Below are 25549 nucleotides of genomic sequence, written 5' to 3'. Positions count from 1 at the left end.
TTGATTCAGGGGCCGCCGCCGTTCTCGACCGTCAGCCCCAGATAAAGCAGCTTCGGGTCCGCGGGAGAGGCGACGATGGCCGATACATCGTCGTTCGCATTGTGCGTCTTCGTGACCTTGCCGGTGGCGTGGTCGTAACGGAAAAGGTCTGTCCCGTAGTCCTGGTACTCCATGCCGAACACGAAGTAGAGCACGTTCACGTCGGCCGCGTGCGGCGCGAGCAGGTTGCCATTGATGAGGTTGACGTCTGCCGACTCGGTGACGACCACGTCGAAGCTCTTGCCACCGTCGTTCGATCGATAGATGTGGCGGATATCCGGGCCCATCTCCAGCCCCTCGGCCCAGACGACGTCCCCGTCCACGGGCGACACGGCGAGGGAAAACACGTTTGCGCCATTCGCGCCGAGGCCCTCGCTCTTGGACCACGTCGCGCCGCCGTCGAACGAGACGGAGCCGCCGTCCACGGACTGGCCCCAGAGCACGTGGTCGATGTTCTTGGGGTCGAAGGCGAAGCGATACCCGAGGATGCTTCCCGAGGCAGGAGGCGTGCCCAGCTTCGACCACGTCTCGCCGCCGTCGTGCGATTCGTGCAGGCTGCCACTCGCGTCGCCCAGGCGCAGGTGCTTGCCGTCGCCGGGGTCGACGCCCAGGCCGACGATGTTCGGTGCGGGCGTCGAAAAGCCGTGGGGACCACTTTCATCGATTCGATAGAACCCGTCGCCATTCTCGGCCCATGCGTACGCGAGCCCTCCCGCCGCGGCCGTGAGCCTGAAATTGCTCCCGGAAAGTGTTCCCACCTCGCTCCAGGTGCAGCCGGCGTCCTCGGAGCGCAACACCTTCCCCTTGTGCTCGGCGAGCAGCGTGTTCGGTACATCGAGCGCCGCGAGCCCGTAGGTGTATCCGATTCCCTGGAGCTGCCCCGGCGTCTCTGCGAGGGTCGCTCCTTCGTCGAACGTAAAGGTCACGGCGGACGTCCCGCTCACCGATTCGCACGCAGGTAGCGCCCAGCCGGGCGTGGAGCCGCCCGTTCCCCCTGTGCCACCTGTGCCACCCGCGCCACCGGCGCCACCCGCTCCGCCAGAGCCGCCTCCGCCGTTGCCGCCGGTCCCGTCGATTCGAGGGGTGTTGTCGGAGCCGCAGCCGAGCAAGAGCGCGCCGGCCGTGGCAAAGGCGCAGACAAGAATAAGGTTCGTCTTTGCAAGCATGATGATGTCCCTCATCGGTGGAGCACACCCAATGCAACGGGCATGCCTTCACTTCCCGCTCGTCCTACCCCTCGCCTCGCCCGGTGGCGATGGGGGGCCCGGCAACAGGTAACTCGACGATGAACGTCGCTCCGGCGGAAGGCGCACTCTGGACACGGATCGAGCCGCCGTGCGCCTCGGCGAGCTTGCGGCTGAGGTAAAGACCAAGCCCGAGCCCGCCATAAGACTTGCTGGGCACGGCGCGCACGAAGCGCTCGAAGATGCGGCCCTGCTGCTCCGGGGCGATACCGATTCCGTGATCCTTGATCGCGAGCCGCGCGATCCCGTCCTCCTGGTCGATGAAGATCTCGATGGGTTTGCCGGCCCCGAATTTGGCGGCGTTCGAGAGCAGATTGACGACGATCTGCTCGATCCGGGCAGGATCCCAGTTTCCCACGACCGGAACGTGGTCCCGGATCGAGGTCGAGCACCGGGCCTGTGAGAGCTGAAGTTTGAACTGCTCGACCACGTCGCGGACGAGGGCCCTGAGGTCGACGATGGCGAGCTCGAGCGGGAGCTGACCCGTGTGGACCCGCGCGACGCTCAACAGATCATCATTGAGCCGGCGCAGGCGCGCGCCTTGCCGCAAGGCGCGCTCGGCCAGCTTGGTCATGCTCTGCGGATCGCTGGAGGAGCCCGACTGGCTGGCGCGGCCCATCGATTGTAGCGAGAGCATCAGCGACGTGAGCGGCGTGTTGAGCTCGTGCGACGCCATGGACAGGAACTCGTCGCGTGCGTGAATGGCCTCCTGGGTCGCCCGATAGAGCCGCGCATTGTCGATGGCGGTCGCGGCCCGGCGCGCGACTTCCTTCGCCAGCTCGAGGTCGGCGCTCCCATAGGTGCGGCCCGACGCACCGGAGACGAGCGAGAGCACCCCCAGCGTTTGTCCGCGCGAAAGGAGAGGCACGGCGAGCATCGATCGGATTCCGAGCGCGCGGATGATTCTCGCATGCGCTTCGTCCTCGGTGTTGTCTTGGAGGCGAGCGTCCGAGAGCTCGGAGATCAGGACCGGCTCCCCCGTGGCAAGGGCCTTGGCTGCCGGATGGGCCGACCCCTCGTGGGGCGGATATTGCCGCTGGAGCTCCTCGAGCAGCGGCGCGTTCGCGGGGTCCTTGTGCACCCCGGCGATGCGCCGGATCTCCTGACCCTCCACGGTATCGATCACGCACCAGTCGGCCATGGATCGCACGCACAGCTCCCCGAGGCGCGCGAGTGTATCTTCGTAATCGAGCGATCCCGCAAGCAGCTCCCCGGCCTCGGCCAGGAACGCCGAGCGCCGCTCCGCCTCCTCGGCCGCGGCCCGCGCCCCCTGCGCGTCGGACAGGAGCCGCGCATTTTGCAGGGAAATGGCTGCCTGGACCGCGAGGAGCGAGAGCGCGACGAGCCGATCAGGCGTGAACGCGCCGATGAGCAGGTTGTTCTCGAGATAGAGCAGCCCGACCACGTTGGCCTGCCGCAAAATGGGCATGCACAGGACCGACTTGGGCCGCTCACGGGTGACGTACGGGTCCGCGGCGAACTTGCTCGCCCTCGCGTCGTCGAGGAGCACCCGCTCTTGCGTCCGCTGCGCATATCTCACGATCATGGCCGGGACGAGGGGGGACGACGAAATCGAAAGCGACGGGAGGAGGCGCGTCACCACCCCTTTCGCTTCGAGGCGTGCCTCGGCTTCCATCGAGAGGTCGCCATTTCGCAGGAGAAGCAGGTAACTCTTCGTGGCGCCGCCCTCTTCGAGGACGACCCGGAGGAGGGTGCTGGCCAGCTCGTCGAGGAGGATTTCGCTCGAAATGGTCTGGGAGGCCTTGACGACGGAAAGCAGATCGAGCTGCTCGGTGCGTAGCGCGAAGGTGGCGGTCGGCGTGAGCGGCCTGTGCTCCTCGAGACGCGGATGTTGCTCGTCGATCTGCCTCACCTTGCCATCGGCGCCCCAGCGCACGTAGCAGGCGCGGGCGTCGCGGAGATACGTTTCGGCCACCTGCTCGAAGCCCCGCGCCCGGTAAAACCTCGACGAGAGCTCGTAGGCGAGCCCTTCGTTATGGACGAAGCCATTCTCACGCGCGGACCGGATGGCCTGCTCGTAGAGGCGCATGGCGTCGAGGTCGCGTCCCTCGACGCGAGCGACCTCGGCCGAGACAAGAGCGTATCGATTGAAATAATTCTCGGGGCAGTTCTCCGCCCAGAGCGCGAGCTTCTGCTGCACGTCCGCGATGCGCCGAGCGAGCTCGCCCTGCTCGCCGGCGGGAGCATCCGGGAGGAGCTGCACCATCGTGAGCGCGTGGAAGAAATGGTGGGTGGCCTCGATCGGCATGGCCCTCGCGGCGCCGAGGTTCGTCGCCGCGCGGGCTGCGAACGAGAGCGCTTCGGCGTGACGCCCGTAAAGGAACGCCGTGATCTGCTTCATGATGTCGTGGAAGACGATGCCGCAGCCGAACGTCGCCCGGGTGATCGCCGCGAGGCACGCGTCCTCGTGGAACGCAGCATCGTCGAAGCTCGTCGGCCCCTGCGTCGCGCCCTTCAGGCAAGCCACGAATTGCCGCTCGAGCCGGATGGTCTCGCAGACCGGAACGTTATGGCTCTGCCTGGCGAACGCGGCATATTTTCTCGATACCTGGAGCACCTCGTCGAGCGGATCGCCCTTCTCGACGGACTGCCAGACGGTCTCGAAGGCGAGGAAGCCGGCATAAACGAGATCGCCCACCTCCAGGCACGCCTGAAAGGCCCGCTCGAGGATGGGGATGCCGGTGACGAAGGGTCTCCGCCAAAAATTGATGTGGTTGCCGTGGAGGTGGAGGAGCGTCCCCTTCAATCGGGGGTCGTGAAACTTCTCGTTCAGCCGCAGCGACATCTCGGAGAATGCGTAGCCGAGAGGGATATCGCCAAAGGCCGACACCAGCATCATGCCATAGATGCTGTACGCGAAGCAGGACGGCTGGGTGTTGCCGTACTGCAGGGACAAGCTCACCGCCTTGAGGGCGAGCAGGGGAAAGAGCTTCGGCCGCGCGATGTACGCGCAGGGCGCCGCCTCGACGAGCAGGCCGATGGTCGTCCGCGCGTCGGGATCGGTGGCCACGGGCGCGTCGAGGATGTCGGCGACGCGACGACCACGCAGGTGCGTCCGGATCACCTCGACCTCCGCCTCCGTCGCGGCTTTCAGCGACTCGTCCGAATCGGGGAGCGTCACCTCGAAGAGGCGCAGCGCTTCGAGCGCGACGGTCAACCCATCGCCGTATCTCCCGGAAACCTGGTACAATCGCATTCGCAGGCCAATCGCCGCGGCGCGGTCGAGATGGGAGCGAGCATGCACGAGAATCAGATGGAAGAGCGCGTCCGCCGTTTCGAAGTTGCCGACGAGGTACTCGCATTCGGACCGCTCCAGATAGAGCGCGAGCGTCTCGTCGTAGAGCGCGCTCCAGGCGTCCTTGGGCAGGAGCGCCGTCGCATGGGCCAGGTAGTTGCGCGCCGACGCATGGGCGACCGTGGCCTTGGCCTTCGTTCCCGCCAGAAAATTGAGCCTTCGGAGTGATTCCTTCTCGCGCGCATCGGTGATGAGCTCCGCCCCGCGGTTCAGCTGGCTCACGACATCGAAGATCTGCTCCTCGATGGTCTCCTCGGGCAAGTTGGCCAGAAAGAGCCGGCCGATCCGCAGATGCACCTCCGCGCGGAGCTCCGCCGAGACGAGCGAATAGGCCGCTTCCTGAATGCGGTCGTGGACGAAACGGTAGGAATCGCCCAGGCGGAGGATGAGCCCCACGCGGACGGCCTCCCAGAGCGCCACGTGCACCTCGTCCTCGGAATCGCCGCGAATCATCGCGAGCGTGGCGGCCTCCGCGCGGTTGCCGAGGCACGAGACGTGGGTCAGCACGTCCTGGGTCTGCGCTGGGAGCCGCTTCAGCTTGTCGACCATCAGGTCGACCACGTTGTCGGTGAAGCTTTTCTCGCGGATCCTGGCCACATCCCACCGAAAGGCCACCGCGCGCTCGTCGAATTCGATGAGGCGCTCCTCGTACAGCGCGGACAGGAACTGGATGACGAAGAATGGATTGCCGGCCGTCTTCTCGTGCACGAGCTCCGATAGCGGCTCGGCCTCCTCCACGGAGCAGCGGAGGGTGTCGCTGAGGAACGCCGCGAGCTGACGTTTTTGAAGCGGGCCGAGCACGATGTCGGAGACACGCACGGCCGATTTCCGCACCTCGTTCATCGCCAGCATCATGGGATGGGTGGGAGGCACCTCGCTATGGCGGTATGCGCCGACGACGAGGAGGCTGTGCATCTCGGGATCGGTCAGAAGGTCCTGGAGGAGCGCGAGGCTGGCCGAATCGGCCCATTGCATGTCGTCGACGAAGAGCACGAGCGGGTGCTCCCTCTGCGCGAAGACCCCGATGAATTGCCGGAACACGATGTGGAATCGATTCCGCGCCTCGCCCGGCGGCAGCGCAGGGACCGAGGGTTGCGCGCCGAGGACGTGCTCGATCGGCGGGATCACGTCGACGATGAGCTTCCCATTGATCCCGAGGGCCGCCGCGAGCCGCTGCTTCCATGCCGCGATCCGCTCCTCGCTCTCGGCCAGGATCTCGAGCACGAGCTCCTGGAACGCCTGGACGATCGTCGAATACGGGATATCGCTGTTGATCAGATCGAACTTGCCCGAAACGAAGAAGGCCCGTTCCCGGACGACAGGCTCGTGGAGCTTGTGGACGAGCGCGGATTTCCCGACTCCCGGCTCCCCGGCAACGAGCACGAGCTCCGGCATTCCCGTGGTCACGACACGCTCGAACGCGTCGCAGAGGAGGGCGATCTCCGCCTCCCTCCCGTGAAGCTTCTGCGATATCTGGAGGCGGTCTGGCACGTCGAGCGCGCCCGGGGGGAACGGCTCGATACGCCCGCTCTCGCTCCATTGCGCGAGGCACGTCTCCAGGTCGTGGAGCACGCCCCGCGCGGTCTGGTAGCGGTCGCAGGCCATCTTGGCCAGGAGATGCATGACGATGCGCGCAATGGCCTCGGGCACCTCGGGGACGATCTCGGAGGGGGATGGGGCGACACGCGCCAGGTGGAAATGAATCCATTCGAGCGGATCTCGCGCCTCGAACGGGACCCTGCCCGTGAGCATTTCGTAGAACGTGACGCCGAGCGAATAGAGGTCGGTGCGGGAGTCGACGGCCCGGTTCATTCGCCCCGTCTGCTCCGGCGACATGTACGGCAGCGAGCCCTCGATTTGCTCCGGGCTCTGAGGCGACGTGTGCTCGCGGGGAAGTCGGGACGCGATCCCGAAATCGGTGAGCTTCGCCTCGCCCGTCGCGGGATGGACGATGATGTTCTGGGGCTTGATGTCCTTGTGGACGACGCCATGCCGGTGAATGTCCGCGACCGCGGTCGTGATGCGAATCGCGAGCCGCAGAAATCGCGTTGTCTCCATCGGCGCCCCGAGCAAGCGGTCGAGGGGCGTGCCCGCCGTATCCTCGAGAACGAGCGCCGGCTGCCCGTGATACGTGTCGAGGGCGAGCGGCCTGATGACGGTCGGGAGGTCGAGCGCTTCGCCCAGCGCTTGCTCGTGTTTCAATCGTTCGATGTCCTGCGGGCGGCTGCGCTTTGGATCGAGCGCCTTGAGGATCACCCGGCGGCCATCACTTTCTCGGATGGCACGGAGCACGAGGGTCCCCCGACCCTCGAAAAGGGTCTCCGTGATCGTGTACGGGGAGGGACTCTGCATCTCCATGAAATCTGCTGCGACGAGCGAGCGGTCGGCGGCGGCGCTGGGTGAGGCTGAGGGCTCCGCGTGTTTGTAAGCACAAGTCGCACCAAGCCATCCGGATACGCCCGGCGCCGCGGCTACGATGCTCCGCCCGAGCGGCCGCAACCTCAGGAGGGAATGACCTTTTGGAGGGAGCGACGGGTGAAGCGCCAGAAAAGGACGACGACGGTGATGAACACGGCGCCCAGGCCGATCCACACCCAGGCAGGCGCTTCGCGCATCGCGTCGAAGACCTTCTCGCCGAAATAGGCGGTCCCGAGGAGGGGCAGGAAGTACCCGGCCAGCGAGCCCCAGAAATGCGTCTGGAAGCGCACCTGGGAGATGCCGAAGAATACGTGGAGCATGGGCGGCATCCAGAAGATGAAGCGGAGCATGAACACGGTGAAGAACGCCCGCTTCTCGAGGGCCTCTTCGTAGGCGCGGAAGCGCGCGGGTACGAGCTTCGAGACCCAATCGCGCGCGACGAAGCGCGCGAACGAAAAGCCCACCACGCTCGCCGCCATGGTGCCGGCCATGGAGAGCGCGAATGCCACCGGCCACGGCCAGATGAGCGGCGCCGCGAGGATGAAGATCGTGCCCGGCACGCCGAACGGCTGGAGCGCGGCGTACGCAGCCACGAACGCGGCATACCCCCATGGCCCGAGCTCCACGAGCGCCTGCTTGATACGCGCAGGCTCGCTGAAGACCTCGAACAGGCCCAGGCGCTGCGCCACGACCAGCCCGACGGCCACCGCGGCCACGGCGGCGATCCTCATGTTGCGGAGCGAGCGGCTCGCCGCGGGGTCCGGCGGGGGATCGGGCGATCGCACGCGACGATGTTTACAGTTCAAGTCGTTACTGTCAAGTCCGGTTGACAAAGTTATCAACAGTTGTCAACTTTGCCAGACCGTGAACGAGACGAGCCCCAGCGACAGGTACGTGGAGGACCCGCGCCGCCGCAAGCTGATGGATGCGGCGCTCACGGTGTTCACGCGATTCGGCTTCCGCAAGGCGTCGATGGACGAGGTGGCGCGCGCCGCGGCTATCTCGCGTCAGGGGCTCTACCTGCATTTCGCCACCAAGGAAGATCTGTTTCGCGCGTCGGTGGAATACCTCCTCGTCACCGCGCTCGCCGGCGCGACGGCGGTCCTCACGGACGCGGAGATGCCTCTGGAAAAGAGGCTGGTCGCGGCGTTCGACGTGTGGGTCGGCCGGTTCGTCGGCGCGCTCGGGCCCGACGCCACGGACCTCGCAGCGGCCGCGAAGGAGCTCGTCGGGCCCATGGTCGGCGAGCATGAAGCGCAATTCGTCGAGGCCGTGGCCAAGGCCTTGCGCGCCGCCGGGCTTCTGGCCGTCTACAAGCCCGCGGGGATCACCGGGCAAAAACTCGCGGAGACGCTGTATGCCACGGCGCGCGGCCTGAAGCACGGCTCCGCGACGCGCGAGGCATTCATCGAAAGCATGCACATCGCGGTGCGCGTGATGTGCATGCCGTTGCAGGAGGCCGGCAAGAAAACACCGGCGAGCCGACCGCGCAAGCCGCGCGACAAGACACGATAGTTCGAGGGCAACAGATATGAAAGTCCTTCTCTTCGGTGCGACGGGGATGGTCGGGCTGGGTGCGCTGCGTGAGTGTCTGCTCGATCCCGGGGTGGAGAGCGTTCTCGCGGTGGTGCGCAGTGCGACGGGGCAGCGGTACGAAAAGCTGCGCGAGATCATCCATGACGATTTCACGGATTTCTCCGCCATCGAGAGCCAGCTCGCCGGATATGACGCGTGCTTCTTCTGCCTGGGGGTCTCCGCGTCGGGCATGAAGGAGGCCGACTATCACCACATCACGTACGATTTCACCATGGCGGCGGCGGAGACGCTCGTCCGGAAAAACCCCGGGTTGACGTTCATCTATGTCTCCGGCGCGGGCACCGACAGCACCGAGCGTGGTCCTTGGATGTGGGCCAGGGTGAAGGGCAAGACCGAGAATGCGCTGCTGCGATTGCCCTTCAAGGCGAGCTACATGTTCCGACCGGGGTACATCCAGCCGCGTCACGGCATCGTCTCCAAGACGAGGCTCTATCGCGTCGGTTACGTCATCATGGGGCCGTTTTTCCCCGTGTTGCGCCTCATGGCCCCGAAGTACGTGATCACCACCGAAGACGTGGGGCGGGCAATGCTCCAGGTGGCCAGGCACGGCGCGGACGGGCGCATACTGGAAAACCGCGATCTCAACGCGCTTTCGCAGGCGTATTCGCGGCCTTCTACGCCCGTTTCCGAGGCGGATACCGGATGATCACCACGTGCATGTGGGCATCCTCCTCCAGCCTGGAGGTCTGAATCGAGATCGCCCCTTCTTTCTTCAGCTTCTGAAAATCCGCTGCGGTCAGGGTCAGCGTATGCGCGTGCCCGGCGAGACCTTGAACGTCGTAGGTCTTGTCCGAGCCCGCGGCCATGTCGGCGGCGGTGATCACGACCTCGTGCTCGTCTTTCCCGCTGAACTCGGCCGCGCAGGCGGTCACCCATTCCGGCGGATCCTCCGCGGGCGCGCACCGCACGTGCACGCGGTGCGTATGCGTGAGGCCCTGGGTGCTCTTGGCGCGCAGAAGCTCCCCCCGCAAAAGGGTCTTCATATCGTCCGCCGTGAGCGTCACCTCGTGCGGATGCTTCGCCGTCCCGGCGATTTGATAGGTTTTTTCCGCGCCGGCCAGGACGTCGGCCAGCGTCACCACGAAGACGTGACCGTGGTTCTTCCCCACCCTGCAGAGCACCCTCGCATACGATGGCTCGGGCGGCTTCGCCGCGGGCTCCGGCGTTGTATTCGTGGCGGGCTCCGGGGGCGCTTCGACGGGCGCCGTGGTCGCGCTCGGCTGCGCGGTCGGCTCTGAGGCTGGCGCGGTGCTCTTGCCAGAAGCCGCTGTCGGGGAGGTCGTTTGCCCCGTCGCGGGATTCGGAGAACTGCCACCGCACCCCGTCCACGGGAGCGACGCTGCGGCTGCTGCGATCTGAAGAGCTTGTCGCCTGCGCATGAGTGCCTCGAAGGCCTTTGGGGCCCGAGCCTAGCCAAAGGACAGAAACGCAGGCTCCGCTCCGATTGTCAAGCGCAACGTAGGGGAGAGGGGCGACCCTGGGACGGCGCCACGGACGGACTATCGTGTGTACTGTGGCACCGCCATCGCGCGGCCCGTGTTCGCGGATTGCACGGCGATGATGCAGGCCGCGGCGCTATTGGCCCCATCCACGGCCTCACAGACGGTCGCAACGCCCTCCAGAATGGACGTCACGAAGTGCTCGACTTCGAGGTCATACGAGTACCCTGTCCTGGTCAGGTCCTTGAGAGATGTATGTGCCGCATCGGCTCCTCGGCCCAGCCACATGTCCGTGCTCCGGATCGTTCCGCGCGTGCCATAGACGCTGAGATGGCTCACGGGAGGTCGAGGACCGATCGGCCCATATGCGCTTGCCACCTTGCACAGGGATCCATCCGCCATCCGCGCGAGGAACACCTGGCAATCCGCATTGCGCATCTGCGGCACCGCCAGCTTGTTCTCGTAGCTCATGACCTCGACGGCATTGCTGCGGCTGAGCCAGCGGCACAGATCGAACGCGTGGACCCCCCCTCCGATGGCAGGTTGCTCGTGCTCGCGATGCCAGTTCGTGCCCAATGCAGCGTTGAATTGCTCGTGGGAGGTGTCCTGGGCGAGGTAGTGGATGTAGTCCGCTTCCAGGTAGAAGGTCCGCCCCAGCGTCCCATCGGAGCAGAGCCTGTGGACCTCGCGGAAGAAGGGGTGGAACCGGAGGATTTGCCCCACGAGCGTCCTTTGCGCAGGTCGCGCCAACGCGGCATCGACCATGGCGTCCAAATCTTCGAGACGGTCTGCCAGCGGCTTTTCCACGAACACATGGCAGCCTGCCGAGAGGGCAGCGAGAAACGGGGCTGCGTGACGCGCATCATCGGTGTTTACGGAAACGATGTCGAGAGACTCCCGTGCGAGCATGTCCTCGATCCGCGCATAACCCGCGGGCTCATGCCCCAGCCGGGCGATCGCTTCCTCGCGGCGGGCCTCGTTCGTGTCGCAGACCGCCGCGAGCACGGTTCGTCCCTCACGGCGGTAGCACTCGGCATGCGCGAGACCGTTTCGCCCGCATCCAACGATACCAACTCGCAACGGACGCATTGCAGGTCCCCTTTCATCCGCGTTTCCGGTACAAGAGCAGCTCACGCTCCCGAATGACCAGGTCGACACCGTGCACCGTGCACCGGATGGCTTCTCCATATTCGCGATGTAGCACGCGATGAAGACCGTACCGGTTGACGATGCGATCGATTTCCGCAGCCCCCAGGTAAGCGATCACGGTATCGTCGCCGCCGCGCGTCTCCAGATAACCGTGAGCGTTGAGCGTACGGATGATTTTCACGAAAGCAGGGTTCGGGTTCGCGATCAGGAGGTGCCCGCCGGGTTCCAGGCGCGCATTCAGGTTTTCGATGGCCCGCTTGGGATCGACGAGGTGGTTGACCGCGTGAACCATCGTCAGGAGATCGTAGCGCCGTTGCCAGGAAAAATCGACGCTACAGACGTCGGCTACCGAGCACCCCTCACCGTCGAAGTCGAAACGGTCGATGCCCTCGACGCGGCACGCAGGGTGGCGCTTCCTCGTCTCGCGCACCATGAAGCCGGTCCCGCACCCGACGTCCAGCATGGCCGTGAAGCTCGTCTCGCGCACGACACGGAACAACGCATCGAGGTCCATCCGATAATTGTATGAATGGTTGAACGCATCGAGCTTGCGCCGATAGGCCGCGGCGTCGAACGAGCGCTCCGACAGGTTCGAATTCGCACCATGCACACGCCCCTGGGGCGGTGCGCCATGAGGGGGAGCGACCGTATCTGCGGCGCTCGTGGGGGGAGAAAGTAGCATCGTTTCCTGCTTGCTCCCCCGAACTCACATTAGCACGGATGAGTTCCACCGCACAAGCGCGCCATGAAGCGACGGTCGCTCTTGTTTATTCCAATGGTAGCAATGAAATGCGACTGGACTGTTACAATATCCCCATGCGAAGAAGCAAGACAAAGACCCGCTCCATCAGCGTGAGGTCGACGTCCACGTAGAGCGCGCGCACCGTCAACCGGCCGTTTTTTGGCGCATGGCTCGCGAATGCGTACGGAGCGGGCAGGTCCGTCACGCGTGTCCGGAACTTCACCTCGCAAGCGTGCCACGGGCCGTTCGACTCGATCGCCTGGACAATTTCGGGCTGATCCGTGAGGAGCGTGAATCGATAGGACACCCAGAACATGTCCTCCAAGCGGGCGTCGGTCAGCTCGGCGACGCGGGTTCCTCGCCATTCTGCAAACCAGCCCTCGTCGCGCCCGTAGTCCGCCGCTACCGCACGCGCTTTCCGCCACCGGTCCAACTGGCGTTGCTCCTTGTTAGTATTCGACCGCTTGATGGTGATGTTCTTGTGGTCGCGTCAGTCGCTCTCCGTGAACACGTACTCGTGCTGCGCGTCGCGAATCTTCAAAGTTCTACGCCCCGCCTGCGCGGAGGCGACGAGCTCGGGCGACCAGCTCGGCGCCGTCACGACGAACGTGATCGTCCCGTCGGGGTTCCTGCGCGACGCAATCGGCGCTTTCCACGCGCCGAAATCGAACGTCGCGCCGTCGCCGGTCTTCGTCACGCGGATCTCGCCGAGCACATCGTTGCGATAACGCGACGCGAGCTTTTCGACCTCGCCCTGATCCGGCGGGATGCTCAGGAGCTTGCGCGAGGCCGCGATCCATTCCTGCGACGCTTTCGCGGAGACCACGACCGTGTCGTCTGCCTCGGGCCTGCCATCGAACAATACCTCGAGCAGCTTGCGCGGGAATGCATCCATCAGCACATTGCCAGAATCCGCGTTCGTGAGAATCACCGCCCCGACCCCGTGCTCCGGCAGCCATACCATGTTGCTCCGGTAGCCGCGCATCCGGCCGCCATGGAACACCATCGGCGTTCCCGACGAGGTATCGACGTCGAGCCCCATTCCGTACCACGAGTCCTTACCGGTCTTGACCTGCGGAGCCTGCCGCGCAGCCAGGATCGCCTCGGAGACGTAACGCTTGCCGCCGGGCAGCACGCCCTTGGCGAGCTCCATTTGCACGTATTTGAGGAGGTCCCGGACGGTGCTCCACGCCCCGCCGGCAGGGCGCACCGCGCGGATCGGGTAATTCTGCGCCATTGGGACCGGCGCGATCTTGCCGTCGACGTCGAACGCGTACGGCCGCGCGTAGTTGTCGCGCATCGCGCGCGCGAAGTCGAACGTCGTCCGCGTCATGCCGAGCGGCCCGAATACGCGCGTCGCCATCACCTTGTCGTAGGCGGCGCCGAGCTCGAGCTCGGGAAAGGCCACGTGGCCACCGACCAGCCCCGCCGCCGCGGCAATGGGGTTCGAATACTGGTACATCTCGCCGAACTTGCTCGTCGGCTGCATCCTGCCGAGGATCGTGAGCGCGAGCGCCGGCGTCGCGCCCGCGGGCCCGAGCAACCACTCGAGATCGTGGCGCGGCAGCCCGGTGCACGCGCACAAGAGGTGCTTGACCTGGACCTTGCTCGTCGTGTCGGGGTCACCGAGCTTGAACGCCGGCAAGAGCGTGGTGACCGGGGTGTCCCAGCTCAGTTTGCCCTCGTCGACCAGCTTCCCGAGCATCAGCGTGGTGAGCGACTTGGTGTTCGACGCGATGAGGTACGTCGTGTCCGCGTCAACCAAGGCCTGCTTCCCGAGCTCGCGGACGCCGAACCCGCCGGCGAACACGACCTGGCCGTCTTGCACCACGCCGATCGAAATGCCGGGGACGGAGAGCGTCTGCTGGGCACGGGTGATGAACGCCTCGAGCTCGGCGACCCGCGCGGCGTCGAGCTTATGCGCTTTGCGCCCCGCGAAGGTTTCGCGCACGTAGCCTTTCGGCAAGAGCTGGTCGAGCACCAGCGCGATCTGCGCCTCGCGTTTCCCGGCGACCGAATTCGCCATGTCGGAGATCCGCACGGTCCACTGATCGCCGTGCCGCATCGTCCGCGCGGTGACCGTACGAAGCTCGTTCGGCGAGGTCTGGTACGTGTACGTGCGCTGTTCCTGCCAGCCATCTTTGTTCGGCGTGGGCCAGGTCGACCTGAGCGGCCATTTCGCATCCGGCCGATACGCGGTCCACGCCTCGGCGAGCGCGGCCTCGGCGTCCTTCGCCTGGACGTCGACCAGCGCAATCCACGAGCCGCCCTCGGGGGCTTCGAGGATCCTCGCATTGCCATTTTCGCGCAGCGACCAGCCCGCCGGCGCGATGAACGTATGGCCGGCGGCCGTCTTGCTCGGCGTATCTGCGGAGAGCCTTTGCGCCGCGGCCGGTTGCGCCGCGGCCGGTTGCGCCGCAGCAGGTTGCGCCGCGGCAGGTTGCACCGCGACCGGCGCGGGTTGCTTCGCCACGGGAGCCTTCGGCGAAAGATCCGGCGAGTTACAGCCGATGGCAGCGAGGAGGACTGTGACAAAGAGGGATCGCACGGGCGCCGAGCGTAGCACCGACGTTCCCAGATTGCCGAGGGGCGGAATGCTGCTGCCCGTCATCGCCGCGCTCGGCGTCGACAAACACCCATAACGAGAGGCGCGCGTCAGCGGTCGGCGCCGTAGACGCCCGGCAGGGGCCGGTAGTCCACGTCATAGCCGAACGCCCGAGGGCCGACGAAGCGCAGGGCCTCGGGCGTGCGCAGCAGGCGGGGCGCAGGGATCCCAAGCACCAAAACGCGCAATCCATAACGCGCGATCTCGGTGGTTACAGGCTCCGCGGTGAGCCGATCCACGAGGCAGAGGAGGTCGGGCACCGAAGCGACGACCTCGCCGCCACGCCGGGCAATCAGGTACTCGTTCTGCAGTTCGATCTCGAGGCGCTCGTCCCGGCTCTCCTCGAGGCCCTCCAGGGTGAGCCGCCCGCGCGCGAAGCCGCCCTCGAATCGGCGCTCCACGTCGTGCAATTTCCCATGGAAGAGCGCCTGGCCGCCGGTGACGTGGAGCAATGCGGCGATGGGGTCGGCGTGGCGCCGGCGCGCCTCGCGCACGGCCGCCCCGACAGCGGCCGCCAAGCTCAAGGTGCCGCGCACCGCCGTCCGCTTCATGTCGGCGCCACGCATCACCGGGAAGGCAAACCCGGCAGCGCCACCCATCTGCACGGTGAGCGCGCGCGCGAGGCGCTCGAGTGAGACGGGGTCGTCGACGCGCGTGAAGAGGGCGGTGTGGTGTCGGATGTCCACGATGGCTGCGGGCGTGCAGGGCACGCCGTAGATGGTGAACGTGCAATGCTGGAGCTCGGGGAAGGCTCGGCCCATGCCGTCGGCGTCGATCACGGGCAGGCCCGCCTGGGCGGCCGTGACAAACGGCGCGACGGCATTGCTTCCGCCGATCTCGGCCGGGATCAGGTAGTCCACGGTGCGGCCGAGGTGCGCCTCGAGGGCCCGCAGGGCGACGAGCTCCTCGTCACCGCGTGGCAGCCGCTCGAGCCCGATGGTCGGCGCGCCCATGCCGCCGACCGAGGCGACCAGCGCGTCGTCCGGCACCTCCTCGGGCGCGACCACGGGCGGGCAGCGGCCCGCGCGCAGGTAGGGCAGAAGGGTGAGGCGGCCATGGTAGGGATTGCCGCCGCCGCCCGCGCCAAGCACGCCCGCGCCGAGGACGAGATCCTCGAGACGCTCCTCGTCGAGCCCACGAAGCGCGTCGGTCACCCGGCCACCTCCGCCAGATCGCCGGCAGCCTTCACCCGCACCCGCACGGCGTTGCCAGGCAGGTAGGTGAGCGGCACCTCGTCCACCTCGACGATCTCGATGGAGTCAGGGCGTGCGCCGGCCACGCGAGCGCGCTCGATCGCCTCGGCGCGGGCACGCGAAAGGGTCTCGTCCCTGCTGCGACGCTCCAGGGGAAAGATGCGGTCGACCTCGCCCGAGGCCTGCGCGATGGCGGCCCCGATGGCGTTGGCCACGCCGCCGGCTGCCGGTCGCAGCACCGACGACGTGCCCGCGAGCGCGTCGGGCACGAGGCCAGCCGCGCCGCCCACCACGATGACGGGCACCGGCTCCGGGCTGGTCTTGCACGCGTCCACGGCCTGCTCGAGGAGGGCGCGCACGCGGGCGGTGACCGCGGCGAGGAGGTCGCGCGGAAGGCCGGCGACGCGCTCGGGGCGAAGCTCGGCTGTGGAGCCGGCGAGGTGGGGCCCGCCGCGCGCGAACGCGGCAGGGCTGAAGAGCCCGGCGGCGAGGCCGATGTCGGTGAGGGTCAAGGTGTCGCCGCCGAAGGCGAGGGCGCACGCTTCGAGCGCGTGGCCGACGCTGCGGGGGCCGATGCGCAGATCGCCGGCGCGCGCCTCCACCACGCTGCCGCCGCCGAGGGCGAGCGACGCGAGGTCCGGCATCCGGAAGTTGACGCGCACGCCACCGAGCCGCGCCCCGGCCGGCGCCTCGCGGGGGAAACCGCGGACCAGCATGCCGACGTCGGTCGAGGTGCCACCCACGTCGATGACCACGGCGTCGCCCATGTTCGCCAAGAAGGCGGCGCCCCGCATGGAGTTCACCGGGCCCGAGGCGAAGGTGCGCACGGGGTGGCGCCTCGCCAGCTCGGCGCGGAGGAGCGTGCCGTCGTTCTGGGTCAGGTAGACGCGCGCAGCGAGCCCATGCGCGGCGACGGCGCGCTCGAGGCTGCCCACGACGCGTGCCGCGAGCGGGAGGAGGCAGGCGTTGAGCAGCGCGGCGTTCTCGCGATCGAGCAGGCCAACCTGGCCGATCTCGTGGGAGAGAGTGACCGCTACGTGAGGCAACGCCGCGCGCACGCGCTCCGCGACGGCCTCCTCGTGCGCGGGGTTGGCTGGGGAGAAGATGCCCGCAAGGGCGACGGCCTCGACGTCCGCGGCGGCGAGGCGCGCGATCGTCTCGTCCACCTCGTGGTCGTCGAGCGGGGCGATCTCCCGGCCGTCGTATTCGTGGCCGCCCGCGAGGAGGTGCACGCCGCCCGAGACAACGTCCCGCAGGTCGTCGGGCCAGTCTGCGAAAGGGAGGATGGATTGCCCTGCTGGCAGGCAAAGGCGCACGGCGGCGGTGCGGGCCAGGCCGCGGCGTTCGATCACCGCATTGGTGAGCTGGGTCGTGCCGAGCATGACGGCGCTGATGGCGCCTCGGTCGACGCCGGTCTCGGCGAGGAGGGCGGCGAGCGCGTCCTCGACGCCCGAGGCGACGTCCGCGCTCGTCGGCCGCTTGACCCAGCCGAGCATGTGGCGCTCGTGCATGAGCACGGCGTCGGTATGGGTGCCGCCTACGTCGATGCCGACGCGCATGCGGTCAAAATAACCACCGGGGGGCGATGCGCCGCGGTGCGCCGGGCTTACATGCAGGGGGGGTCGACGGCACAGACTGTCACCGTCGCCTCGCCCGCGTAGGGCTGGCCCGCCTGGGTGACGAATGCGTACCGAAACTTTGCTGTGGTGCCCTCGACCGATAGAACCTCGAGCGAGGCGCTCTTCGCGGGCTCATGGTTGCCGCTGATGCCGTCCGCGAACCAGTTGGCCGCCAAATTCGCGTTGGGGTTGTTCTCGCCGTAGCTCCAGGATTGACCGGCCGCGAGCGTGCTCGTCCCCGCGGAGGACGCCGCAAAATTGATCTGCGGCTCGGGTCCGGGCGCGGTGCTGCAGTCGCTGTCCGTGCCGATGATCACGGCGAGCTGAGGCGTCGTGTTCCCGGGGCACCAGTCCCCCGCAGCCCCCTGGTTGGCGAGAGACAGCGGCATCCCTCCGCTGCCCGGCCCGCTCGCCGTGCTTTCATTGCCGTCGCCGGGGAGGACATCGTCGGTGCTGCACGCGCCGACGAACGCGGCCGCGAAGAGGGCCGCGCCAAGAACAAAGCTATGTCGTGTCACAACCAACCCTTTCCCAGGTGCTTGTGGGCAGAATTCCAAGAATGCAAGGATAAGGAGCCATGATAGCCGCCAGGGACGGATGTGCAAGTTCGGGCGAATGATGCGCGGGAGTCCGAATTACAAATTTTAATGTCGGGTTCATGCATTCCTGCGCTGGCAGGCAACGGAGAAGCACGTAAGCTCGAAGGCATGAGCTTCATCCGTGCCTCATCCTTCCTCTTTTTTCTGTGCACCGCGGCCGCCTGCAGCGACGGTCCGAACGATGGAATCAGCGGCGGAGCCGGCGGCGGCGGCTCGGGCCCCGGTCCGGCTCGTTGTGGAGGGGTCGTCCGCGCGGCGAATCTCGACGCCGGCGACTGGGATCGCCGCTTCACCATTGCCGGGCTGACCGGTCACGATGGCTTTGCGCCGGCCGTCCACGATTTCGCGCGCGAGCCGGACGGCTCGCTGATCGCGGCAGGTCGATTCCAGTGGCACGAGGGCAAGGCGGTGCCGCCGCTGATGCGTTTTCGCGACGGGGCGTGGGAGCCTGCGCGGACCACCTGGGAGCTCCCTGCCCCACTCGACGGATTCTCGGCGATCGCAATCGGAGAAAGCGGCGATCTCGCGCTCGCCACGAACGACACGTTTGACGAGCGCGACGGCGAGATCTGGCTCGACGACGGCTCCGGCTTGCAATCGATCGGCGCGTTCAAGGGCCAGGTTCGTAGCCTCGCCTGGTTCGCCGGACGCCTCTGGGCGGCGGGCCTGTTCCAGCTCGACGGCGCGACCCCGATCGAGGGCCTCGCGACGTGGGACGGAACGAGCTGGAGCGCGGCGCCGGGCGGCGCGCTGCAAGGCTCCGCGTACGAACTCCTCGTCGACGGCGATACGCTCTTCGTCGGCGGCACGTTCACCGAGGTCGGAGGGATCCCGGTGGCGAACATCGCGTCGTACGACGGCGCCGCGTGGACGCCGCTCGATTTCGCCGACGCCCAGATCATCTACGCGCTCGCGCGCACGCCGAGTGGAGCCCTCTACGCCGGTGGCGTTTTCGGTGACTTCATGAAAGCGAGCGGCATGGCCCGGTGGAGCGGCACGGAATGGCAGACGCTGGGCGGGGGGCTCGCGCAGCACCAGACGCGCGGCGTCGTGACCGACCTCGTCGCGCACGGTGAGATCGTCGATGCCACCGGCTGCTTCACGACCGCGGGCGGCACCCCGGGCGAACCCGGCGCCATTCCCTCGCATGGTGTCGTTCGCTGGAACGGCAATGCCTGGCAATCGCTGGACGAGGGCACCCGGGGTGTCGTCGCGCCCTGGTACCAGCCGATGATCTGCGGCGACGAAGGTCCGACGGCGATCTGGGACGTGCCTCAGCAGAGGCTCGCTCACGACGGGCAGCGGCTGTTCGCGGGCGGCTTGTTCCCCGGCATCGACGGCGTGCTCTCGCAATCGCTCGCCGTGCACGACGGCAGCGGCTGGGTTGCCCAGGGCAAGAGCGGAATCGGGATCGGCGGCTCGCTCGAGCTCATCGCGGCCGGCGGCGAGACGTGCGAGGTCTATGGCGTCGGCTCGTTCACCCATGTCGCCGGCGCGCCCGTCACGACGCACGTCGTCCATTTCAATGGCGAAGGCTGGGACGTCCTCGACGATTCCTTACCCTCGGACGGGGATGTCTGGTGTCCGGCGCTCGACGTCGGCGCCGAAGGACAGGTCGCGGTCGGCTGTGTGGTTTTCCCGCCAAACGGAGGACCTTTCGGGCGCGTCCTTTTGCGTGAAGGCAATACGCTCGTCCAGGTCGCCGTCGAGGGACTCGATCCGGTCTGGGGGCTCGCGTGGGCGCCCGACGGCGTGCTCTGGATCGCGGGCGGAGGAACGAGCGGCTACCTCGCGCGCCTCGACGGCGACAAGCTGACCCTTGTCGAGCAGGGCTTCGACGGCCCCGTGCACCACCTCGGCGTCGCTGCTGCGAACGACATCATCGTCACCGGCAATTTCGCCAAGGTCGGCGCAGTCGAGGCGTCGCGGATTGCGCGCTGGGACGGCGAGGCCTGGTCACCTCTCGGCGACGGTTTGCCCGGACAGGTGCTCGCGTTCGAGCGCGACGGGACCACCGTCTACGTCAGCACCTACGAAGAGGGCAATGGCGCGTACCTGCTCGGCGCGTTCGACGGAACCTCGTGGCGCGAGCTCGCGACGCCCGAGGCGGGTTTGACCCCGCAGACGTACTTCTCGTTCAACGCGATCCTTGCCATCGATGGCGGCTTGATCCTCGCGGGCACGGCCGAGCTCGACGACGACTCAGGCCGGGGCGTCCTCGTCTACCGAGACGGAACTTTGCGCGCGCTCGGCGGCGGCGTGGGCGCCATCGGTGTCACTGGCGCAGCCGTGATGGCCGACGCGGTCTGGGTTTCCGGCACCATCGCCGAGGCTGGTTTCGGCGAGAAGCGTGTACCGTCCATCGGGGTCGCGCGATATCAGCTCGCACCGTAATCCGTGCCATCGTCCCGATGGTGCACGGCAAACTGCACTAGAATTCCAGTTACAGTTGCTCAGGAAGCGCGGCGAGTAGGTCTCGCGATGCTCCAGGAGCACGTGGACTCATGACTGATGCAACAAAGTTGCAACTGACTTGGAGATGAGGTAGCAGGAAGCCCATGCGCGACACGATCAGGCTCGTCTCGTCGGCGGGCACCGGGTACTGCTACTACACGACGAAAAACAAGCGGACGACGACCGAGAAGCTCCAGATCAAGAAGTACGATCCGATCGCTCGCAAGCACGTCCTCTTCACCGAGGCGAAGATCTCCAAGGGCGGCGCGAAATGAGCGATCGCAGGCTCCCCGTCACCGTGCTCTCCGGCTTCCTCGGCGCCGGAAAGACGACGCTCCTCAACCACGTGCTCGGAAACCGTGAGGGCAAGCGGGTCGCGGTGATCGTGAACGACATGAGCGAGGTGAACATCGACGCCGAGCTCGTCCGGGGCGGCGGCGCCGCGCTGAGCCGCACCGAGGAGCGGCTCGTCGAGATGACGAACGGCTGCATCTGCTGCACGCTGCGCGAGGACCTCCTGCTCGAAGTGCAAAAGCTCGCACGCGAGGGGCGCTTCGATTACTTGCTCATCGAGTCGACGGGGATCAGCGAGCCTCTTCCCGTGGCCGAGACCTTCGGCTTCGAGGACGACGCGGGCGCGCGGCTCTCGGACGTGGCGCGGCTCGACACGATGGTGACCGTGGTCGACGCATACAATTTCTCGAAGGACTTCGCCGCCGCCGAGGACCTCGCGGAGCGGGGTGTCGCGGCGTCCGCGGAGGACGATCGGAGCGTCGTTGATCTGCTCGTCGATCAGGTGGAGTTCTGCGACATCATCGTCCTGAACAAGGTGGACCTCGTTTCGCCGGAGGAGCTCGGGTTGCTCGAGGCCACGGTGCACAGGCTGAACCCGCGGGCGCGGATCGTATCGGCGACGTTCGGCAAGGTGCCGATCGATACGATCATGGGCACGGGGCTCTTCGATATGGAAAAGGCTCGAGAGGCGCCGGGCTGGATGGCCGAGATGCGCGGCGAGCACGTGCCGGAGACGGAGGCGTACGGGCTCGGAAGTTTTGTCTTCCGTGACAGGCGCCCCTTCCATCCCGCGCGTCTTTACACGCTCATCCACGAGGAGTGGCCGGGCGTGATTCGATCGAAGGGCTTCTTCTGGCTCGCGACGCGGCCCGAATGGGTGGTGGAATGGTCCCAGGCGGGCGGCGCATACCGGTTCGGCGCCGTGGGGAAATGGTTGGCCGAATCGACGGACGATGGGCCCGAGGACGAGGTTTCGGGGCGGCGGCAAGAGATCGTCATCATCGGGACCGCGGAGCGCGAGGGGCTACGGGCGCGGCTCGAGGCTTGTCTGCTCTCGGACGAGGAAATGGCGCTCGGCCCCGAGGGCTTGCAACAATTCGAGGATCCGTTTCCGCCGTGGGAATGGCCAGAGGGCGAAGAGGACGACGGCACGCCGCCCGGGGATCCCCGTTTCGCGTCGATGTGGACGAGGGAGGCGGCCGAGGACGCGCGCTGAGGCGAGTCTTGCTCGTCCTTCGCGCCTGGTCGCCGTCAGGGCACGGCTCGTCCGTCGATCATGGCCATTCGTCCGATCGGGATGTCCGCGTCGACCGGTCGTACGGTAAAACGCTCGGGTATGAGCGTCCCTATGCCCGAGCTGTCCAGAGGCGCGCCCTCCGTGGGCGCCTCACCCCTGGATGCGCATTTCTTCGGCTGGAAGCGCTTCGTGGCGACGACGGCCGTCGTCCTGGCCATCCTCTTTTTCCCGTTCACGCCCTCCGACCGACAACGAGACAACACCAACCTGCCGTTTTTGCTCGTTTGCGTGCCCGCGCTCCTGCTCACGCTCTCGGCGGTCTTCCACTGGGCCACGCGCCGGCGCCTCGGCTCGGCGCAGACCCTGCTCGTCAGCCTCGCCGTCGCCTCCATCGCCGGCATCGTGCTCGTCATGGGCACCTGGGCCGTGCGGACGTTGCTGCACGTCCCGCCGCCCCCCGGGCGCCCCGTGACGTACGCGATCGCCATCCGGTTCGGCGTCACCTTCGGCCTCTTCATGTGCGCCATCTGGGCGCTGGCGTTCATGTACCCCTACGCCACGGAGGACGCCCGGCGGCGCGCGCTCGAAGCCGAAAAGCTCAAGCTCGAAGCCGACAGGCTGCGAACGGCGGGCGAGCTCGCCCGGCTGCGCGCGCAGCTCGAGCCTCATTTCCTGCTGAACACCCTCAACGCCATCGCGGGCCTCGTCACGCAGGATCCCGGCGAGGCCCGCCGCCTGCTCGCTTGCCTGGGCGACCTCTTGCGCGACGCGCTGCACGACGCCGACGAGATGCAGACGCTGGGGGAGGAGATCGCCTGGCTCCGCCGTTATGCCGAAATCCTCGAATCACGCCACAGAGGGACGCTGCGCTTCCAGTGGGACATCGCGGATCGGGCCGCCCAGGTCCTCATGCCCCGGCTGCTCCTGCAACCGCTGGTGGAGAATGCCGTGAAGCACGGCGCCTTGCGCCGACATGGAGGCGGGCAGGTCGTGGTGCGCGCGACGCTTCGGGAGACCGGGGACGGGGCCCCGAGGCGCCTCGTCTGCACGGTCGAGGACAATGGTCCGGGTATGCCGGCGAAGCCGCTACGCTCGGGGGCGTTTGGCCTGCACGCGGTGCGCCGGCGCCTCGAGCTCAAGTACACGGACGCGGGCTTGCAAATTGATTCTTCGCCCGACGGGACACGATGCATCGTCGAGCTCCCCTGCGTCACGACGCCGCCGCGGCCCGCGACCCGAGCCATCCCGGAGATGGCATGATGAACGAGATTCCTGCGGCAGGTGATTCGTATCGGCTCCGTGCTCTCGTCGTCGAGGACGAGTGGCCCGCCCGCAATTACCTCGTCGAGCTGATCGAAGCGTCGCAGCTCGCCGAGGTCGTCGGCGCCGTCGCGAGCCTCGCCGAAGCCCGACAGGCGCTGCAGCTCGCGGCCGGCGGGCTCGAGATCGACGCCGTCTTCGTGGATATCGCGCTCGGCGGGAGCGACGACGAGACGGGGCTCGATCTGGTGCGCACCTCGGTGCATCACGCGCGGAGGCCGATGTTCGTGCTGGCGACGGCATTCAAAGAGCACGCGATCGAGGCCTTCGAGCTCGGCGTCGACGATTACCTGCTGAAGCCATTCACACAAGAGCGCGTCGATCAATGTCTGCGTCGCCTCCACGTCCGGAAGCGCCCCTCACCGCCTTCGAGCCCGCTGCGCATCGTCGCGCGTCGGGGCAAGAGCCTCGTGTTCCTCGAACCCAATGAGGCCTGGGCATTCGAAGCGGCCGATCGACTCACCTCCGTGCATACGCCGCATGGCACGTTCGACCTCGACCTGTCGTTGTCCTCGATCGAAGCGTCCTTCGGGCGAGCGCTCACGCGTGTCCACAGGAACTGGCTCGTGAATGCGGCCTACATCAAGGAGCTCGAGCGCGAGGGAGGCGAAACACGGATCTTCGTCGGCTTGGGCATTGGTCCCGAGCGGCGGGGCGTGAGCGTTCCCGTCTCGCGCGACCGCGCCCAATCCGTGCGCGAGATGCTGCTCGCGAGCGCGACCGGGCTCCGCCGCGCTTGACCGACGCCCGCCTGGCGCGCGTCCACCCCCGAGGCTAGACGAGCAGAGGGACGCCTCATGCCCTCTGCCATCGAAGCCCGCGACATCCGCGTGATCCGCGAAGGACGCACCCTCGTCGACGGCGCGAGCCTCGTGGTCTCGTTCGGCGAGAAGGTCGCGATCACAGGCGCCTCCGGCAGCGGGAAGAGCACGTTTTTGCGGGCGATGGCTACGCTGATCCCGATCGATGGTGGGCACGTGCTGCTCGACGGGGTCGATGCGATCACGCTGCCTCCGACGCTCTTCCGGACGCGTGTCGCCTATCTGCCCCAGGCGCCGCCGATGCTGCCTGGCAGCGTGGCGGACAACGTGGCTGCCGGGCCGGCGCTTCGCGGCGAGACCCTCGCGCCCGAGCGGCAGATCGAGCTCTTGCGGGCGGTGGGGCTCGACGAGGCGTTTCTCGCGCGCGGCGCGGACGAGCTCTCGGGCGGAGAACGCCAGCGCGTCGCGCTCGCGCGCGCGCTCGCCAACGAACCGAAGGTGTTGCTCCTCGACGAGCCCACCGCCGCGCTCGATCCGGAGACGGCCCTGCAAGTGATCGATCTCGTCCGCAGCCTGGCGACCGCGGGGCGCAGCGTGGTGATGGTCACGCACATCGCGGCGCACGCAGAGGCGCTTGCGGGCAGGCGCTACGTCTTTCGCGCAGGGAAGCTCCTTGCCGGCGCGGAGGGACCGTGAGTTACCTCGAGATCCCGCTTCCGCGGCTCGCGATGACGCTTGGTCTCGTCGCGCTTTCGATCCTCGCCTCGCGCTGGAAGCGGCTCGACCTCGAGCGTGATCTCGCCTGGGGCGCGCTGCGCGGCGCGGTGCAGCTCCTGGCCATCGGCCACGTGCTGCTCCTGCTCTTCGAGCACGAGCGGCCCGCGTGGGTGGCGCTGGCCCTCTCGGTGATGGTCGGGGTCGCGGCGGCGACGAGCGCGCGGCGCGTGGAGCACGGGCCCTCGGCGCGCACGTTGTTTCCTTATGCGCTCGCGGCCATCGTGCTCGGCTCCGTGGTGGCGCTGGTGCCGGTTTTCCTGTTCGTGGTGCCTTTGCACCCGAGCTACGAGGCGAGGTACCTCGTACCCATCAGCGGCATGATGATCGCGAGCGCCATGAACGTCGTGGCGCTGGTCTTCGAGCGCATCTTCGCCGCTGCGCATGCGCACGCGGACGAGATCGAGCAGCTCCTCGCGCTCGGGGCGACGCCCGAGCAGGCTCTCGCCCGACACGTGCGGGCCTCGGTGCGCGCCGCGATGATCCCCACCATCAATGGCCTGCTCACGGTCGGGCTCGTCGCGCTGCCGGGGATGATGACCGGTCAGATCGTGAGCGGCACGGCGCCCGAACAGGCGGTGCGCTACCAGATCGTGATTCTGTATCAGCTCGTCGCCGTGGCTGCGGTATCCGGCGTGCTCGCGGGGGGATTTGCCAGGCGCCTCCTGTTCACGCCGCGCGCGCAGCTTCGCCTGCCCGAGCGCGCGCGGAAGAAGCGATGAATGCGCTGCCGCTTCCGTGGACAAACCG

Annotated in this window: 20 protein-coding genes; 9 read left to right on the top strand and 11 right to left on the bottom strand. The window is 67.3% G+C overall.

What is annotated here, in order from left to right:
- Window positions 1-5 precede the first annotated feature (5 nt).
- The 3 genes from KEG38_RS44565 to KEG38_RS44555 form a co-directional block, all read right to left on the bottom strand.
- Complete coding sequence (locus tag KEG38_RS44565; RefSeq protein WP_272426850.1) at window positions 6-1205, bottom strand: sialidase family protein; 1200 nt, start codon at window positions 1203-1205, stop codon at window positions 6-8.
- A gap of 64 nt (window positions 1206-1269) precedes the next feature.
- Window positions 1270-6951 (bottom strand): sensor histidine kinase, encoded by a 5682-nt coding sequence (locus KEG38_RS44560; RefSeq protein ID WP_272426849.1) that lies wholly within the window; start codon window positions 6949-6951, stop codon window positions 1270-1272.
- Between the two features lie 149 nt (window positions 6952-7100).
- The gene (locus KEG38_RS44555) at window positions 7101-7802 is read right to left on the bottom strand and encodes a TVP38/TMEM64 family protein (protein WP_272426848.1); all 702 of its coding nucleotides are present in this window, start codon (window positions 7800-7802) and stop codon (window positions 7101-7103) included.
- Window positions 7803-7881: 79 nt separating this feature from the next.
- Here KEG38_RS44555 and KEG38_RS44550 point away from each other — a divergent pair, with 79 nt between their 5' ends.
- A complete protein-coding gene (locus KEG38_RS44550; protein ID WP_272426847.1) occupies window positions 7882-8532 on the top strand; it encodes a TetR/AcrR family transcriptional regulator in 651 nt (216 codons plus the stop codon).
- A 16-nt stretch (window positions 8533-8548) separates the two neighbouring features.
- On the top strand, window positions 8549-9259 hold the full coding sequence (locus KEG38_RS44545; RefSeq protein WP_272426846.1) for an NAD(P)H-binding protein: 711 nt from the start codon (window positions 8549-8551) through the stop codon (window positions 9257-9259).
- On the opposite strand, the gene KEG38_RS44540 is transcribed toward KEG38_RS44545, so the two are convergent.
- The 8 genes from KEG38_RS44540 to KEG38_RS44505 form a co-directional block, all read right to left on the bottom strand.
- Window positions 9228-9722 (bottom strand): hypothetical protein, encoded by a 495-nt coding sequence (locus KEG38_RS44540; protein ID WP_272426845.1) that lies wholly within the window; start codon window positions 9720-9722, stop codon window positions 9228-9230. The two genes, KEG38_RS44545 and KEG38_RS44540, sit on opposite strands and share 32 nt — an antisense overlap.
- Window positions 9723-10112: 390 nt before the next feature.
- Entirely contained in the window at window positions 10113-11141 is a 1029-nt protein-coding gene (locus tag KEG38_RS44535; RefSeq protein WP_272426844.1) for a Gfo/Idh/MocA family protein, read from the bottom strand.
- Window positions 11142-11154: 13 nt separating this feature from the next.
- Window positions 11155-11715: a class I SAM-dependent methyltransferase gene (locus KEG38_RS44530; RefSeq protein ID WP_272426843.1), complete on the bottom strand. Its 561-nt coding sequence runs from the start codon at window positions 11713-11715 to the stop codon at window positions 11155-11157.
- Between the two features lie 289 nt (window positions 11716-12004).
- On the bottom strand, window positions 12005-12259 hold the full coding sequence (locus KEG38_RS44525; protein WP_272426842.1) for a hypothetical protein: 255 nt from the start codon (window positions 12257-12259) through the stop codon (window positions 12005-12007).
- Window positions 12260-12433: 174 nt separating this feature from the next.
- Entirely contained in the window at window positions 12434-14491 is a 2058-nt protein-coding gene (locus KEG38_RS44520; RefSeq protein ID WP_272426841.1) for a serine hydrolase domain-containing protein, read from the bottom strand.
- 107 nt (window positions 14492-14598) lie between these two features.
- A complete protein-coding gene (locus KEG38_RS44515) occupies window positions 14599-15702 on the bottom strand; it encodes an S-methyl thiohydantoin desulfurase family protein (protein WP_272426840.1) in 1104 nt (367 codons plus the stop codon).
- On the bottom strand, window positions 15699-17300 hold the full coding sequence (locus KEG38_RS44510) for a hydantoinase/oxoprolinase N-terminal domain-containing protein (RefSeq protein WP_272426839.1): 1602 nt from the start codon (window positions 17298-17300) through the stop codon (window positions 15699-15701). Before KEG38_RS44510 ends, KEG38_RS44515 begins: the two co-directional genes overlap by 4 nt.
- Window positions 17301-17347: 47 nt before the next feature.
- Window positions 17348-17878 (bottom strand): hypothetical protein, encoded by a 531-nt coding sequence (locus KEG38_RS44505; RefSeq protein WP_272426838.1) that lies wholly within the window; start codon window positions 17876-17878, stop codon window positions 17348-17350.
- Between the two features lie 81 nt (window positions 17879-17959).
- Between KEG38_RS44505 and KEG38_RS44500 the strand changes: the two genes are divergently transcribed.
- The 7 genes from KEG38_RS44500 to KEG38_RS44470 all read left to right on the top strand — a co-directional run bounded on the left by KEG38_RS44500 (window position 17960) and on the right by KEG38_RS44470 (window position 25521).
- Window positions 17960-20353, top strand: coding sequence for a hypothetical protein (locus tag KEG38_RS44500; RefSeq protein ID WP_272426837.1), 2394 nt, complete (start codon window positions 17960-17962; stop codon window positions 20351-20353).
- 164 nt (window positions 20354-20517) lie between these two features.
- Window positions 20518-20688 carry a 50S ribosomal protein L33 gene (gene rpmG, locus KEG38_RS44495; RefSeq protein WP_272426836.1) on the top strand — a complete coding sequence of 57 codons (171 nt, stop codon included), beginning with the start codon at window positions 20518-20520 and terminating at the stop codon, window positions 20686-20688.
- Window positions 20685-21923 (top strand): GTP-binding protein, encoded by a 1239-nt coding sequence (locus KEG38_RS44490; RefSeq protein WP_272426835.1) that lies wholly within the window; start codon window positions 20685-20687, stop codon window positions 21921-21923. The genes rpmG and KEG38_RS44490 overlap by 4 nt, the downstream gene beginning before the upstream one ends.
- Window positions 21924-22055: 132 nt before the next feature.
- Window positions 22056-23204, top strand: a complete 1149-nt coding sequence (locus KEG38_RS44485) for a sensor histidine kinase (RefSeq protein ID WP_272426834.1) — start codon at window positions 22056-22058, stop codon at window positions 23202-23204.
- Window positions 23204-24004, top strand: a complete 801-nt coding sequence (locus KEG38_RS44480) for a LytR/AlgR family response regulator transcription factor (RefSeq protein ID WP_272426833.1) — start codon at window positions 23204-23206, stop codon at window positions 24002-24004. The genes KEG38_RS44485 and KEG38_RS44480 overlap by 1 nt, the downstream gene beginning before the upstream one ends.
- Before the next feature lie 57 nt (window positions 24005-24061).
- Complete coding sequence (locus KEG38_RS44475; protein WP_272426832.1) at window positions 24062-24721, top strand: ABC transporter ATP-binding protein; 660 nt, start codon at window positions 24062-24064, stop codon at window positions 24719-24721.
- A complete protein-coding gene (locus KEG38_RS44470; RefSeq protein ID WP_272426831.1) occupies window positions 24718-25521 on the top strand; it encodes an ABC transporter permease in 804 nt (267 codons plus the stop codon). The genes KEG38_RS44475 and KEG38_RS44470 overlap by 4 nt, the downstream gene beginning before the upstream one ends.
- Window positions 25522-25549: the final 28 nt, after the last annotated feature.

Origin of the sequence: Polyangium jinanense (assembly GCF_028435265.1) — a bacterium.
Taxonomy (GTDB): Bacteria; Myxococcota_A; Polyangia; order Polyangiales; family Polyangiaceae; genus Polyangium; species Polyangium jinanense.
Note: the sequence above shows the minus strand (reverse complement) of the source record. Positions and strands in the feature narration are given on the sequence as shown.